This window comes from Citrobacter rodentium NBRC 105723 = DSM 16636, assembly GCF_021278985.1.
GTDB classification, from domain to species: Bacteria; Pseudomonadota; Gammaproteobacteria; order Enterobacterales; family Enterobacteriaceae; genus Citrobacter_A; species Citrobacter_A rodentium.
On the sequence record NZ_CP082833.1, the window covers coordinates 362622 to 376799 of the forward strand.

The 14178-nt window shown below is 50.4% G+C and carries 12 protein-coding genes and 3 pseudogenes; 8 read left to right on the forward strand and 7 right to left on the reverse strand.

What is annotated here, in order from left to right:
- Nucleotides 1-21: 21 nt before the first annotated feature.
- The 6 genes and pseudogenes from K7R23_RS01590 to K7R23_RS01610 all read right to left on the reverse strand — a co-directional run bounded on the left by K7R23_RS01590 (nucleotide 22) and on the right by K7R23_RS01610 (nucleotide 3836).
- Nucleotides 22-645: an ECs1377 family protein gene (locus tag K7R23_RS01590; protein WP_012908816.1), complete on the reverse strand. Its 624-nt coding sequence runs from the start codon at nucleotides 643-645 to the stop codon at nucleotides 22-24.
- 108 nt (nucleotides 646-753) lie between these two features.
- Nucleotides 754-1916 (reverse strand): IS3-like element IS3 family transposase gene (locus K7R23_RS01595; RefSeq protein ID WP_085947771.1). Its coding sequence is split into 2 segments (ribosomal slippage): nucleotides 754-1655 and nucleotides 1655-1916, totalling 1164 coding nucleotides; the frame shifts between segments, so codons are not numbered across the junction.
- 110 nt (nucleotides 1917-2026) lie between these two features.
- A pseudogene (locus K7R23_RS25880) lies at nucleotides 2027-2208 on the reverse strand (hypothetical protein).
- Between the two features lie 5 nt (nucleotides 2209-2213).
- Nucleotides 2214-2626 (reverse strand): annotated as a pseudogene (locus K7R23_RS01600) (putative zinc ribbon protein).
- Entirely contained in the window at nucleotides 2623-3006 is a 384-nt protein-coding gene (locus K7R23_RS01605; protein ID WP_024133111.1) for a putative zinc ribbon protein, read from the reverse strand. Before K7R23_RS01605 ends, K7R23_RS01600 begins: the two are co-directional and overlap by 4 nt.
- Before the next feature lie 260 nt (nucleotides 3007-3266).
- The gene (locus K7R23_RS01610) at nucleotides 3267-3836 is read right to left on the reverse strand and encodes an inovirus Gp2 family protein (protein ID WP_012908814.1); all 570 of its coding nucleotides are present in this window, start codon (nucleotides 3834-3836) and stop codon (nucleotides 3267-3269) included.
- A 203-nt stretch (nucleotides 3837-4039) separates the two neighbouring features.
- On the opposite strand from K7R23_RS01610, the gene K7R23_RS01615 reads away from it, so the two are divergent.
- A complete protein-coding gene (locus tag K7R23_RS01615; protein ID WP_024133110.1) occupies nucleotides 4040-4243 on the forward strand; it encodes a hypothetical protein in 204 nt (67 codons plus the stop codon).
- 243 nt (nucleotides 4244-4486) lie between these two features.
- Here K7R23_RS01615 and hha read toward each other — a convergent pair whose 3' ends face one another.
- Nucleotides 4487-4699 (reverse strand): hemolysin expression modulator Hha, encoded by a 213-nt coding sequence (gene hha / locus K7R23_RS01620; RefSeq protein ID WP_012908811.1) that lies wholly within the window; start codon nucleotides 4697-4699, stop codon nucleotides 4487-4489.
- A 700-nt stretch (nucleotides 4700-5399) separates the two neighbouring features.
- On the opposite strand from hha, the gene K7R23_RS01625 reads away from it, so the two are divergent.
- The 7 genes and pseudogenes from K7R23_RS01625 to K7R23_RS01655 all read left to right on the forward strand — a co-directional run bounded on the left by K7R23_RS01625 (nucleotide 5400) and on the right by K7R23_RS01655 (nucleotide 14125).
- A complete protein-coding gene (locus K7R23_RS01625) occupies nucleotides 5400-5606 on the forward strand; it encodes a helix-turn-helix transcriptional regulator (RefSeq protein ID WP_001095912.1) in 207 nt (68 codons plus the stop codon).
- Nucleotides 5607-5691: 85 nt separating this feature from the next.
- The gene (locus K7R23_RS01630) at nucleotides 5692-6264 is read left to right on the forward strand and encodes a hypothetical protein (protein WP_021564615.1); all 573 of its coding nucleotides are present in this window, start codon (nucleotides 5692-5694) and stop codon (nucleotides 6262-6264) included.
- 171 nt (nucleotides 6265-6435) lie between these two features.
- A pseudogene (locus K7R23_RS26035) lies at nucleotides 6436-6667 on the forward strand (IS1 family transposase); the annotation flags it as partial.
- A 1092-nt stretch (nucleotides 6668-7759) separates the two neighbouring features.
- The gene (locus K7R23_RS01640) at nucleotides 7760-8779 is read left to right on the forward strand and encodes a replication regulatory protein RepB (protein WP_024133109.1); all 1020 of its coding nucleotides are present in this window, start codon (nucleotides 7760-7762) and stop codon (nucleotides 8777-8779) included.
- Between the two features lie 109 nt (nucleotides 8780-8888).
- Nucleotides 8889-9761: a GTPase family protein gene (locus tag K7R23_RS01645; RefSeq protein ID WP_024133108.1), complete on the forward strand. Its 873-nt coding sequence runs from the start codon at nucleotides 8889-8891 to the stop codon at nucleotides 9759-9761.
- Between the two features lie 372 nt (nucleotides 9762-10133).
- On the forward strand, nucleotides 10134-12980 hold the full coding sequence (locus K7R23_RS01650; protein WP_012908806.1) for an Ag43/Cah family autotransporter adhesin: 2847 nt from the start codon (nucleotides 10134-10136) through the stop codon (nucleotides 12978-12980).
- Nucleotides 12981-13306: 326 nt separating this feature from the next.
- Nucleotides 13307-14125, forward strand: a complete 819-nt coding sequence (locus K7R23_RS01655) for a DUF932 domain-containing protein (RefSeq protein ID WP_012908805.1) — start codon at nucleotides 13307-13309, stop codon at nucleotides 14123-14125.
- Nucleotides 14126-14178 lie beyond the last annotated feature (53 nt).

A 14178-nucleotide genomic window follows, 5' to 3' on the forward strand; every position in this document is an offset into this window, starting at 1 on the left:
ATATTCCCCCTGATGGTCGTATCAGAGATGGTATGCAGGTACTTTGCGGGTTGTTCCCGTCAGGTTATCATGCACCTCCACGGTCGTAGTCACCACCGGCATTCCGGCCTTTCTCAGCCTCAGGACATCAGCCGCAATACGCTGACTGCCAAACCAGAACAGGCCGTCCAGTGCAGTCGCCAGTAAACCCGCCTCCAGTGCATACTTCAGCCGTTCACGGGGCGCTTTCACTTCCCTGGCAACCTGCAGATATGGCGATGATGTGCTTTCATTCCCAACCACGCGACGAATACAGTGAGACAGATGATACCGGTATGTATCCGGCACACCAGAAAGACTGGCCTTCAGGCTGTACACGCAGCCAAAGCGTTTATCGTTGAACATCACATTTTTCTGGCTGATGTCCCATTCTTCACGCAGCGCGGCAATCAGTTGTGGTGTACGAGTAAGCAACAAGCGAAAAGGCAGTTCAAAACTGGTGACGTAATCCACATTCAGCAGTGCAATACGCAACCGTTCTTCAGGCCCTGCCTCTGTCTGCCGGCACTCATCCAGGACATCCTGCCATTGCCGGCGAAGACGGGGCGATTCGTTCCGTTCTGTAAAGCAGTATTTATCCGCCAGATAGTCAATTCGTGTACACATACTGAAAAGAATTCCGTATAAAAATTCAGCTGACAAAACTTTATCAGTCCATAAGAATCAACGGAAGCACCGATGCATTGATCCTACCCACGTAATATGGACACAGGCCTAAGCGAGGTTCTTGTTTTCAAATTGTTCCGGACTGAGGCCGCCACACCAACTGTGCCGCCGCCACCGATTGTAATCACATTCGATATAATTAAACACCGTTGCCCGCATTATTTCCCGGCTGATAAAGTGTTCTCCATGGATACATTCCACTTTCAGCGAATGAAAGAAGCTTTCCACGCAGGCATTATCGTAGCAGCAACCTTTTGCGCTCATACTTCCACGCAGATTATGCCGCTTCAGTTGCGCCTGATAATCTGCTGAACAGTACTGGCCTCCACGGTCCGTGTGAACGATAACGTTCCGGGGCCTCTTACGCCGCCACAGCGCCATCTGCAGGGCATCGCAGGCCAGTTGCGCCGTCATGCGTGGCGACATTGACCAGCCAATAACGGCACGTGACCACAGGTCAATGACCACTGCCAGATACAGCCAGCCTTCATCTGTACGTAAGTACGTGATGTCTCCTGCCCACTTCTGGTTCGGGCCACTGGCGTAAAAATCCTGCTCCAACAGATTTTCTGACACAGGCAGGCCGTGTGCGCGGTAGCTGACCGGGCTGAACTTCCGGGAGGCCTTTGCCCTCAGTCCCTGACGGCGCAGGCTTGCCGCCACGGTTTTTACGTTAAAGGGGTAACCCTGAGCACGCAGTTCATCCGTCAGGCGTGGGGCACCGTAACGCTGTTTTGACCGGGTAAAAGCCGCGAGGACAACGCTGTCGCAGTGTTGGCGGAACTGCTGACGCGTGCTTATCCTTGTCCGCCGCTGACACCACGTATACCAGCCGCTGCGGGCCACCCGGAGCACGCGGCACATTGCTTTGATGCTGAACTCAGCCTGATGTTTTTCAATAAAGACATACTTCATTTCAGGCGCTTCGCGAAGTATGTCGCGGCCTTTTGGAGGATAGCCAGCTCTTCATCCCGTTCTGCCAGCTGGCGTTTGAGACGTGCAATCTCGGTAGACATCTCCAGTTCACGTTCAGAAGACGTCTGCTGATTTTGCTGTTTACTGCGCCAGTTGTAGAGCTGTGATTCATACAGGCTGAGTTCACGGGCTGCGGCAGTAACACCGATGCGTTCAGCAAGCTTCAGGGCTTCACTGCGAAATTCAGGCGAATGCTGTTTACGGGGTTTTTTACTGGTTGATACTGTTTTTGTCATGTGAGTCACCTCTGACTGAGAGTTTACTCACTTAGCCGCGTGTCCACTATTGCTGGGTAAGATCACTTCACCTGGTCATCACCAATTGTTGCCATAACAGGTAGCAATGATCATTCTGTGTAACTATATTGCCCGCAGATGATGATGTTTTTCGATGTATCCCCTGTCTGAATGGCGCATAAAGAGGATCATCAGCAGACGCAGCCAGTGAATCCCCCGGCGAAAAAAAACGCCGGACCACGTATGGATCCGGCAGAAGCATGGCTGTCATGATCAGGTAATTATGTCGCATCTCCCTCACTCCTGGTCCCGGAGCAAATCTGGCTGGTACCTGTAAACATACTTCGTACATGTTGCTCTGCAATAAATCCCCGTACCACAGGCCTCACAGAACTTCTTCCCATGAAAAAGCCTCTCGCACATCACACAATGCCACTCCAGCACGGTTGGTAATGGCGATAAAAACATCGCCATATCCTCAATGTAAGGATGGGGTTTTTCCGGATTCAGCACCACGCAGGCCACCTTCTGTTGCACGGTCAGGGCATGTAAATCGTGCTCAAACCACGCCCCCTGAGCATCTGTCTGCAAAATCAACCGACCCGACAGGAAAGACAGAAACAATGCCTGATATTTCTGCTAAGGGCTGAGGCCGCACTGATAATGTGCTCACCCGGCGTGATCCCCAGCCCCGTTTTTAGACCGTTCATCCTGCCACTACTTCCTCACTGAAACGCCCTGTATGACAGTGTGTACAATAGCGTTCCCCATAATAATCGTGGTGACATTGTCTGCAGTGCCGGTGGGCTTTACGCACCACGGGTAAAGCATCCGGTACCCATTGCTGTAAGCGTTTAATCAACAGTATTTCTCTGCGCTCCGGTCTGACATAAGGGCACTCATGACCGTGCTCAGTCAGCCCTTCGTCAGTGTGTTCAAACCAGGGACGTTCAGTGTCGTATTGCGGGTGATATCTGAGCGAACTGCCACAAAGATGACAGGTATAACGATCATATGGCGCAGTCTGTGCGGTACGGGCACCGGTCAGACGTCCGTTGCCATCAAATGCAATAAAGGATTTTGCGTACATAATCATACTCCTCAACCGCCAGACGACACGCAGGCGTCAGCCGTCCCGGTACGGGCTGCGTGGTCAGAGTGTGAATGGCGGTTCAGTTAAAATCTGGATCCGGGGTTGGGTAAAGCAGGCTGGTTGTTGTTACAGCACTGTGGTTGTCACACAATGGCGCTCTGGCGTAAAAAACAACCAGTGGGAGAAAAGGTACATCGTTGCAGCCAGACAACAGTCCATTGTTTTGGTTTTACTGAATACTGGTGCGCCAGTCGTACTCAATTCCGGCTACAGCCAAAATTACGCTCACCGGTACCGTTGACTTTGGTATACTCTTTCGCGAGATAGTCAGCACGGTTCAGCATATCTCGTAAACCAGCATCATCATCGCGTTCCAGCCACACCACCGGCCTGGACGGAAAATTCGCCAGTGTGGCATAGCATCCGGCATCCACCCCCAGGGCACTGCACCACGCCTGTTTAATCATCCCGGCCAGTGACCCCGGATCGCGGTAATCGCCCGCACCACACCAGGTATCACGGTTGACCAGCAGCAGCAGGTGATAGTGTTTTTTACCCCTGAGCACCCCGAATTCCCGGGCCCAGACGTAATGCAGTGTCGTGGGATGTACGCGTTTACCTTCACGGCGCTTACGCTTCTGGTAAGCATCGATTCGGGCTTTCAGGGCATTGATGAAGCGGGATATCACTGCTGCGTCAGTTGCTGCCGGTACATCCGGGAGACGCAGGTCAACCCGCAATGCCGTCAGACGGGGATGAACATCCAGTGCGCGCAGCACCGTCTCACGGATACGTTGTTGCCAGAAGGGGTTGTACTCGTGTGTCATGGTTAAATCTCCGTATGGTTTCGTTCATACGGATTAACCACGCCGTAAAAAATGCGCAGACTCCCTGAAGTGATCTCCAACCAGGCAATATCTCAGGCACTCTGTGATAACCCGACTGTCGTCTCCGGACTGACGGTTGAATTTTCAGCGTTGTTTTTTTAATGCAAAAAGCCGGTTACGGGGAAGGTTGTGAGGAGGACGTGATGGTGATACGCAAAACGGTGTGCAGGGATTGTAGTAACGCAATTACTCATAATACGGAATGCTGCCCGAGCTGCGCGTCAACAGCTTCCTCAGGCTATTACCGAAATACCGATCGTCGGCGCTGTCTACTGACGTCACTGCTGGTGCTGACTCTGCCTGTCGGTTTATGCCGTCAATATTCAACGCACCGGATCCCCGGCTAATACGAGAAAACCTCAGCAAAGGTCGGTAATGCCCGAAAATCAGCCCATGACCACCCACACCTCCGTACACCATTCCCTTTTGATTTCGAATTCTTTGTTGTCGCTATACCGCTTAACGTTCCCGGTATTATCCTGGTTCCCGACAACAGGAACATATTCAGCTTTTAACAACCTGAGAAAACCCAAAAAGAATCACACAGAGCAGATAACACCTGGCGAAATACCGCTGTGATTACCGAACGTTCAGGTGACATATTTCCGGACTGAAGCGGGAACACGATCGTAAAGCTTGTTCATCGTCAGTTCTGCCAGCCGGTGATCGACCGCAGAGTTGAAGGCTTCCAGCTCCGCAGAGGTAAGTTTATAACGCGTGTGGGAAATCACTTTTTCCAGTGTCTCCCGGGATGAACAACGACGGAACTGATACAGCCAGTCTTCTTTGGTTTTAACTTCCATTAGCCTCTCATCACTTTATGCTGCAATTAACGTGATACTGCCAGCATACCGCACCTGACTGGCATTCTGGTACCCACCCCAAACTCATTACTCCCGTACCACCACTTAACCGGTCTCTCAGACTGTCACTCACCAGGTCGGATACGTTTACCGCTCAGACGGATGCTTAATGCACTCTGTTCACGTGTGTTGCAGGTACGTTTTATATACGCAGGTTATACGCCAGCTATCAGGGATAGCCCTGTGAGTACAACGTAATCTGTTGCTACTGCGTTCTCATGCCCACTGATCACACTCACAGTGTTTATTTCACAGATATGAACTCATGTGTTTGATCTCTCTTATATATTTATAATACCAATCAGACAGTCTTATCCCATCGGTGATACCTGTTCCTGCCCACCGGACACGGGCTGCTCCACCGTAACCGCCTCGTAAATAACTCTGCAATTATCAGAACGACGGCATTCCCCTCATCCTCCCGAAAATCATCCCTTCTCTGTCGTGCGTACGCGCGAGAAGCATCGTTTCGCGGTAGCCACCGGGTACCCCAGCATCATGCTCCCTGTTTATCTCCCGGCAGGAACATTCCCCCTACTCATTTTTTACGTTTCTCCCCGGTTGTTATGCCGGTGAAGGTGGTCCGTCGTTTTCATCACCAACGCCGGTTGAGATTAACAACATCCGGAGGAACATTTTCATGAATACCCCAGTTTCGCTGATGGATGACCAGATGGTCGACATGGCGTTTATCACTCAACTGACCGGCTTAACCGATAAGTGGTTTTACAAGCTCATCAAGGATGGTGCCTTTCCGGCCCCCATCAAACTCGGCCGCAGCTCCCGATGGCTGAAAAGTGAAGTGGAAGCCTGGTTGCAGGCGCGTATTGCACAATCCCGTCCGTAATTCCTGACCATTACCCGTTCAACCGCAGCGAATACACTATCCGGCCTCCGGAGGCATTTTGCTGCGTGCTAAAGGAGAGAATATTATGCAAAAACTTGAAAACCGGTGTGATCTGCTGCTCACCCAGCATCAGAAATGGATGGCAAGTGTAACCCGGTTTATTGTCGCTCATGGAATGGGCTCTCCGCATCTTCATGGTTATCATCGCCTGACCCTGGCCCACTTTTTTCTGCCGGAAAAAGGCACCATCATCTCGGTGGCACCACAGGGACTCTATCAGGTAGTCAACCCGGGAACGCCACCGTTCATTCCTGCCATTCAGGAAGGATTAATGACCAGCATTCAGACTCATGAAATCATGCTACTTACACATTTTAACCTGGGTGGTGTTTTACTCAGTGAACTACATCGTCTGGGAGAAAGCCGACTGGCAAACAGGCTGAACAGTCTGCTCCGGCGTTTTGACGATCGCGATCTCTACCACACCCTGATATGGCTGTGCTGGTATGATCTGATGTGCGCCCACTCCATGCAGCCCTGGACTGAAGAGTTAAAGCATAAATCACACGCAGAACTTGAAAGCTGGGCTGTGGCGCGCAAACGGGAAAAGCGCGAGCTTGAACTGATGATTGACGAGTACCTGTTATACGCCTGTTGATTCATAATCACTCCCGGGCGGTACGTAGTCAGTGATACCGGAATTTCCGGAGAGGGTCGCAGGTATATTGTTTCTGTGCAATTCATGGTTATTCACGTTGGATGTAGTGATTGCTGCATCCAATGCTATCGGAAAGAGATTAACCAGCAAATGGTTCCTCAAATCGTATTGATATTTACCCGGCGCATTGAGCACCACCATCTGCTCCCGTTCCCACATCAAACGGCTGGACCGGAAAACGATTTGCTTTTCATGCTCCGTGGAAATTCACGAAAAAGTTATTGGGTCATTCATCGAAAACACATGTTCCGCTGACTGGAGTCATCACCCAGAAATGTACGTCAACTGGACAATAACGATTTTTTCTTTATGGGACTCCATACACTTTTCCATCCCCCTCTGAAAATTAGTCATCAACTCACCAACACATCTTCTGAAATTTGTATTAAACTTATTGCTTAAACAGATGATATAACATCTCTTCCATTGCACAGAATCAGCGAAAACTGTCGTTCTGGCAATCTTAACAAGATCATTTACCAGTAAATTTCATCAATAAACAATGAAATATCATACTGATAAAATGAACATTCAGGGTAAGATAATAACATTTACATAAATAACATTGCTGAAGATTATTTACTTCATGCGGATAAACGATAAAATACAAAAGAGTATATTTCTCAATGTAAGAGTCAATTGTTCATCTCCACTGGCGATCACGGTCAGCATACAAACAAAGTGAGTCCTCCTGCTTAGTCATTGCGTATCAGAAACTAAAAAACAAAAGATTCTGCAAACAACGTGACATTTTTTATGACATTTCCCGAATACAGGTATATCAATAAACGGTAGTGATCGTTGAATTAATAAGTCTTACAGAGCTATACGTAGCTTATAAAACCACTCAACGACCATCATCACCTGACTATTTAGCGGGAGTATCGTCTGTATAAATCCATAAATAATAACACCTGTTATTAAAATAAGAATGCTGTCAGCCGTAAACTATTAACAAAACACCTGTCCACTCTATCTGTTCTTTTAACTCAACCGGCGTCGAAAATATTTCCTGATTAGTGCATCATAGTCTTCTTTTTTCTTTCTCAACCATCAAACCAAACACAACATTCACAACCACACAATAAAACAAAACTAAAACATAAGATTAACAATACCAGTCAACAGGAAAACACTGAATATTGAGGTGCGCTGTAACCTGGACAGCGCATACGGCGCATGTGATCAACACAGCCCATTCTTTTCCGCCATCCCCCAAATGCAGAACAAAAAAGCATAACCCAATGAATATAAAAGAAAATATGATTTTTCACCATCATAAAAACATCAATGTATCTTTATATAAAAACACTGATAACATGACATAAACATTTAAAAACATAAACAAATCACAACAAAAACATTTGATAATCACTTAGTGACAAAATAAAATTGAGACGATTTTGTTATAAGAGAGGCGACATGGAGTGAGATAATGAATAACGAACAGATGCTTATCAAATGCAAAGATCCCCGTAAATGTCGGTTTTATGCCGAATATCTGAATCACAAATACCCCAATGAATTCCCTCAGTTTGCGCCTGACAACCCACAAAACTGTATCAGAAATGTTAATGCATTTTTAAAAGAAAAGTATTATAAAGCTTCAAACAATTCTTTTGGTGTTTTTGGTTCGACTGCAGAAGAAGCTCTCAGCAAAGAAATTAATGAACTTGAAATTATTGCAGGGCAGGCAATACTGCCTGAAGAGAGTTTTCTCTGGTTGAAAACTGACGAACTTGCGACTTTCTTTACCTGGACTACTATTTATCTGTCGAAGGAAGACCATACAAATCTCCCGGAAATAAACCATAATTCATCAGGGATAAAAAACGGAATTGAAGTCAGAAAAAGACGAACAGTTACCGATGAAACGTTAAATACTTACAAAAAAAGTAACCTTCCGGATAATCCATCATCCCATAACGAACGAATAAAAGTAATCATTTCATATTTTGATTCCTGCCATTCTTTAATTAATAAAAATGCAAAAAGCATATATCTCGAGGAGCTCAGGCAGGCGTGGCTTAAAAAGAAAAGCGCCTGTCAAAAGTTTAAGTGGCTCCTTCCTGACGATGATGAAATGTGTCAGTGGTTCTGGACAAGACTGAAACAAAAACAGGATGAAACACATCCGGTACATAACCCAGTGACCCGGTGGTTCATACCATCTTCAACGAAAGAATATTATCTTGCCTCTCTCGTCGCCTTTGCTTTATGGAAAGAGGCACCTGATACCATTGAACTGTTCAGAACACGCATAAATCATGCCTGGCATCAAAAAAAACAAAAAGACAAATATCGGAGTGATGGTAAAAAGGCTATTAATATACATATAAGAAGCAATGCAAAAGAAATGCTTGATGAACTCAGAACTGTTTACGGTCTGAGAACAGGAGAGTTTTTTGAAATGCTGATTACAGAAAAATATATTGAACACAAGCGAAGGAAGTAATTCATTACCTGTTACATTCTAAATAATCTCAGACAGATATTATCTCCGTGAATCCCCCGCCTCCTTTCCGGTGCGCGGGGTTTTGTCTTTTTTCACCGGGAATACATGTATGAATCCGTCTGATGCCATTGAGGCGATTGAAAAACCACTTTCTTCCCTGCCTTACTCGCTTTCCCGTCACATCCTGGAACATCTGCGTAAACTCACTCACCACGAACCCGTGATTGGCATTATGGGTAAAAGCGGGGCCGGTAAATCCTCACTCTGTAATGCACTGTTTCAGGGGGAGGTCACCCCGGTCAGTGATGTTCACGCCGGCACCCGGGAAGTGCAGCGCTTCCGTCTGAGTGGCCATGGTCACAGCATGGTTATCACTGACCTGCCCGGGGTGGGCGAGAGCCGGGACAGGGATGCAGAGTATGAAGCCCTGTACCGTGACATTCTGCCTGAACTTGACCTGGTACTGTGGCTGATTAAAGCCGATGACCGTGCCCTGTCTGTGGATGAGTATTTCTGGCGACACATCCTGCACCGGGGACATCAGCAAGTGCTGTTTGTGGTGACGCAGGCCGACAAAACGGAGCCCTGCCATGAATGGGATATGGCCGGTATTCAGCCTTCTCCCGCACAGGCACAGAATATTCGCGAAAAAACGGAGGCGGTATTCCGTCTGTTCCGGCCCGTACATCCGGTTGTTGCCGTATCGGCCCGCACCGGCTGGGAACTGGATACGCTGGTCAGTGCGCTCATGACAGCGCTTCCCGACCATGCCGCCAGTCCCCTGATGACCCGCCTGCAGGACGAGCTGCGCACGGAATCTGTCCGGTCTCAGGCCCGTGAACAGTTTACCGGCGCGGTGGACCGGATATTTGACACGGCGGAGAGCGTCTGTATTGCCTCTGTTGCACGCACGGTTCTGCGAGCCGTCCGTGACACGGTGGTCTCTGTTGCCCGCGCTGTATGGAACTGGATTTTCTTCTGAACACTCTGCCAGGGGAAATGCCTGATTATATTGCATTAACAAACTGAAAACATGACACAAACACCTCATCCCCTTCCTGTTTCTCTTGCGTGACCGCCCTGCCATCAATAGAATAAAACGATCGATAAAACAGGTATCGATCGTTACTATCGATCGTTTATAGTGGTTAATGGTCTGCGAAAAGGCAGCTGAATCTCTTCATCATGCAGAACGGAATTGCACACAACGGACTGATACTTCTCTGGCGGATGAGAGAGGGGAAGCATTTATGTCCGGGAAAAACCACTTTATCTGACCATGCTGTTTTGTACCTGCCGGTATCCACATTTGTGGGTACCGGCTTTTTTATTCACCCTCTGTAAGGAAAAGCTGATGAAACGACATCTGAACACCAGCTACAGGCTGGTATGGAATCACATTACGGGCACCCTGGTGGTGGCTTCCGAACTGGCCCGCTCACGGGGAAAACGCACCGGTGTGGCGGTTGCTCTGTCTTTTGCTGCTGTCACGTCAGTCCCGGCACTGGCTGCTGACACAGTTGTACAGGCGGGAGAAACCGTGAGCGGCGGAACACTGGCAAATCATGACAACCAGATTGTCTTCGGTACGACCAACGAAATGACCATCAGTACCGGGCTGGAGTATGGGCCGGATAACGAGGCCAATACCGGCGGACAATGGATACAAAATGGCGGTACCGCCAACAACACTACTGTCACCGGTGGTGGTCTTCAGAGAGTGAATGCCGGAGGAAGCGTTTCAGACACGGTTATCAGTGCCGGAGGCGGACAGAGCCTTCAGGGGCAGGCACTGAACACCACTCTGAACGGCGGTGAGCAGTGGGTACATGAAGGCGGGATTGCAACGGGCACCGTCATTAATGAGAAGGGCTGGCAGGTCGTCAAACCCGGCGCAGTGGCAACCGACACGGTTGTGAATACCGGCGCGGAAGGGGGACCGGATGCAGAAAATGGTGATACCGGGCAGTTTGTTCGCGGAGATGCCGTACGTACCACTATCAATGAAAATGGTCGTCAGATTGTGGCTGCTGAAGGAACAGCAAATACCACTGTGGTTTATGCTGGCGGCGACCAGACTGTACACGGACATGCGCTGGATACCACGCTGAATGGGGGGTATCAGTATGTGCACAACGGCGGTACGGCGTCTGGCACTGTTGTAAACAGTGACGGCTGGCAGATTATCAAGGAAGGTGGTCTGGCGGATTTCACCACCGTTAACCAGAAAGGCAAACTGCAGGTGAACGCCGGTGGTACAGCCACGAATGTCACCCTGAAGCAGGGAGGCGCACTGGTCACCAGTACGGCGGCAACCGTCACCGGCAGCAACCGTCTGGGCAATTTCACGGTGGAAAACGGTAATGCTGACGGTGTTGTACTGGAGTCCGGTGGTCGCCTGGATGTACTGGAGGGCCATTCAGCCTGGAAAACACTGGTGGATGACGGCGGTACCCTGGCAGTGTCTGCCGGTGGTAAAGCAACAGATGTCACCATGACATCCGGTGGTGCCCTGATTGCAGACAGTGGTGCCACTGTTGAGGGGACCAATGCCAGCGGTAAGTTCAGTATTGATGGCATATCCGGTCAGGCCAGCGGCCTGCTGCTGGAAAATGGTGGCAGCTTTACGGTTAATGCCGGGGGACAGGCTGGCAACACCACTGTCGGACATCGTGGAACACTGACGCTGGCTGCCGGGGGAAGTCTGAGTGGCAGAACACAGCTCAGTAAAGGCGCCAGTATGGTACTGAATGGTGATGTGGTCAGTACCGGCGATATTGTTAACGCAGGAGAGATTCACTTTGATAATCAGACGACACCGGATGCCGCGCTGAGCCGTGCTGTTGCAAAAGGCGACTCCCCGGTAACGTTCCATAAACTGACCACCAGTAACCTCACCGGTCAGGGTGGCACCATCAATATGCGTGTTCGCCTTGATGGCAGCAATGCCTCTGACCAGCTGGTGATTAATGGTGGTCAGGCAACCGGCAAAACCTGGCTTGCGTTTACAAATGTCGGAAACAGTAACCTCGGGGTGGCAACCTCCGGACAGGGTATCCGGGTTGTGGATGCACAGAATGGTGCCACCACAGAAGAAGGTTCGTTTGCCCTGAGTCGCCCGCTTCAGGCCGGCGCCTTTAACTACACCCTGAACCGTGACAGAGATGAAGACTGGTACCTGCGCAGTGAAAATGCTTATCGTGCTGAAGTCCCCCTGTATGCCTCCATGCTGACACAGGCAATGGACTATGACCGGATTCTGGCAGGCTCCCGCAGCCATCAGACCGGTGTAAACGGTGAAAATAACAGCGTCCGTCTCAGCATTCAGGGCGGTCATCTCGGTCACGATAACAACGGCGGTATTGCCCGTGGGGCCACGCCGGAAAGCAACGGCAGCTATGGCTTCGTCCGTCTGGAGGGTGACCTGCTGAGAACAGAGGTTGCCGGTATGTCTGTGACCGCGGGGGTATATGGTGTTGCTGGCCATTCTTCCGTTGATGTTAAGGATGATGACGGCTCCCGCGCCGGCACGGTCCGGGATGATGCCGGCAGTCTGGGCGGATACCTGAATCTGGTACACACGTCCTCCGGCCTGTGGACTGACATTGTGGCACAGGGAACCCGCCACAGCATGAAAGCGTCATCGGACAATAACGACTTCCGCGCCCGGGGCTGGGGCTGGCTGGGCTCACTGGAAACCGGTCTGCCCTTCAGTATCACTGACAACCTGATGCTGGAGCCACAACTGCAGTATACCTGGCAGGGACTTTCCCTGGATGACGGCCAGGATAACGCCGGTTATGTGAAGTTCGGGCATGGCAGTGCACAACATGTGCGTGCCGGCTTCCGTCTGGGCAGCCACAACGATATGAACTTTGGTAAAGGCACCTCATCCCGTGACACCCTGCGCGACAGTGCAAAACACAGTGTGCGTGAACTGCCGGTGAACTGGTGGGTACAGCCTTCTGTTATCCGCACCTTCAGCTCCCGGGGGAACATGAGCATGGGTACAGCCGCAGCCGGCAGTAACATGACGTTCTCACCGTCCCGGAATGGCACGACACTGGACCTGCAGGCCGGACTGGAAGCCCGTGTCCGGGAAAATATCACCCTGGGCGTTCAGGCCGGTTATGCCCACAGTGTCAGCGGCAGCAGCGCTGAAGGTTATAACGGTCAGGCCACGCTGAATGTGACTTTCTGATAATCAGGTCACTCCCCTTCAGGCCCCGGTCATCATGACCGGGGCCTTTTACTTACAGGGAGCAACAGATATGCCGGGTTGTACATCACGTTTATTGCCGAAGGCACTTTTGCTGCCAAATGGCATCTGAATCGATCGCAGTCTGGCCGGTTATTACCCGATCCCGATGGGGTTATTGGGTGATCTCCTTCCATAAAAATACGCAGCTCGCCAGTGAAGGGCTTCTCAGACAATAAACGTCATTCATTTCCCCTATCAGGCCGCGTCTTCTCCGGGAGACGCGGCTTTTTCATTTATACCGCTAACTCATTCATAAGGAATAAATCATGCGATTAGCCAGTCGTTTTGGTTATGCGAACCAGATACGCCGTGACCGCCCCTTAACTCGTGAAGAACTGATGCAGGTCGTCCCCAGCGTATTCGGGGAAGAGAAACACACATCCAGAAGCGAGAACTATACCTGGATCCCCACCATCACCGTGCTGGAAAGCCTGCAGCGGGAAGGCTTTCAGCCATTCTTCGCCTGCCAGACCCGCGTACGTGACCCGGGCCGCCGGGGATACACAAAACACATGCTGCGCCTGCGCCGTAACGGGGAGATAAACGGACAACATGTCCCTGAAATTATTCTGCTCAACTCCCATGACGGTACCTCCAGCTACCAGATGCTGCCGGGTTACTTCAGATTCGTCTGCCAGAACGGCTGCGTCTGCGGTCAGTCTCTGGGGGAAGTCCGTGTGCCCCACCGGGGAAATGTGGTGGACAGAGTCATTGAAGGGGCTTACGAGGTAGTGGGCGTTTTTGACCGGATTGAGGAAAAGCGTGATGCCATGCAGTCTCTGGTTCTGCCGCCACCGGCACGCCAGGCGCTGGCACAGGCGGCACTGACTTACCGTTATGGTGATGAACATCAGCCGGTCACCACCGCTAACATTCTGACACCACGACGCAGGGAGGATTACGGTAAGGACCTGTGGAGCGCATATCAGACCATCCAGGAGAATATGCTGAAAGGCGGAATTTCCGGTCGCAGTGCCAGAGGAAAACGTATCCACACCCGTGCCATTCACAGCATCGACACGGACATTAAGCTCAATCGCGCATTGTGGGTGATGGCAGAAACACTGCTGAAGAGTATGCGCTGATGCCTTTTCCCTGAAAGCGCAGTTCTGACTCATGTCCGTCCTTGCCCCGCGAC

Excerpts from the sequence above, each read along its gene's own strand:
- hha (WP_012908811.1), bottom strand. The coding sequence starts at position 4,699 with ATGGAAGTTAAAACCAAAGAAGACTGGCTGTATCAGTTCCGTCGTTGT.
- K7R23_RS01605 (WP_024133111.1), bottom strand. The coding sequence starts at position 3,006 with ATGTACGCAAAATCCTTTATTGCATTTGATGGCAACGGACGTCTGACC.
- K7R23_RS01650 (WP_012908806.1), top strand. The coding sequence starts at position 10,134 with ATGAAACGACATCTGAACACCAGCTACAGGCTGGTATGGAATCACATT.
- K7R23_RS01615 (WP_024133110.1), top strand. The coding sequence starts at position 4,040 with ATGGTGATACGCAAAACGGTGTGCAGGGATTGTAGTAACGCAATTACT.
- K7R23_RS01640 (WP_024133109.1), top strand. The coding sequence starts at position 7,760 with ATGAATAACGAACAGATGCTTATCAAATGCAAAGATCCCCGTAAATGT.
- K7R23_RS01645 (WP_024133108.1), top strand. The coding sequence starts at position 8,889 with ATGAATCCGTCTGATGCCATTGAGGCGATTGAAAAACCACTTTCTTCC.
- K7R23_RS01655 (WP_012908805.1), top strand. The coding sequence starts at position 13,307 with ATGCGATTAGCCAGTCGTTTTGGTTATGCGAACCAGATACGCCGTGAC.
- K7R23_RS01630 (WP_021564615.1), top strand. The coding sequence starts at position 5,692 with ATGCAAAAACTTGAAAACCGGTGTGATCTGCTGCTCACCCAGCATCAG.
- K7R23_RS01625 (WP_001095912.1), top strand. The coding sequence starts at position 5,400 with ATGAATACCCCAGTTTCGCTGATGGATGACCAGATGGTCGACATGGCG.
- K7R23_RS01610 (WP_012908814.1), bottom strand. The coding sequence starts at position 3,836 with ATGACACACGAGTACAACCCCTTCTGGCAACAACGTATCCGTGAGACG.
- K7R23_RS01590 (WP_012908816.1), bottom strand. The coding sequence starts at position 645 with ATGTGTACACGAATTGACTATCTGGCGGATAAATACTGCTTTACAGAA.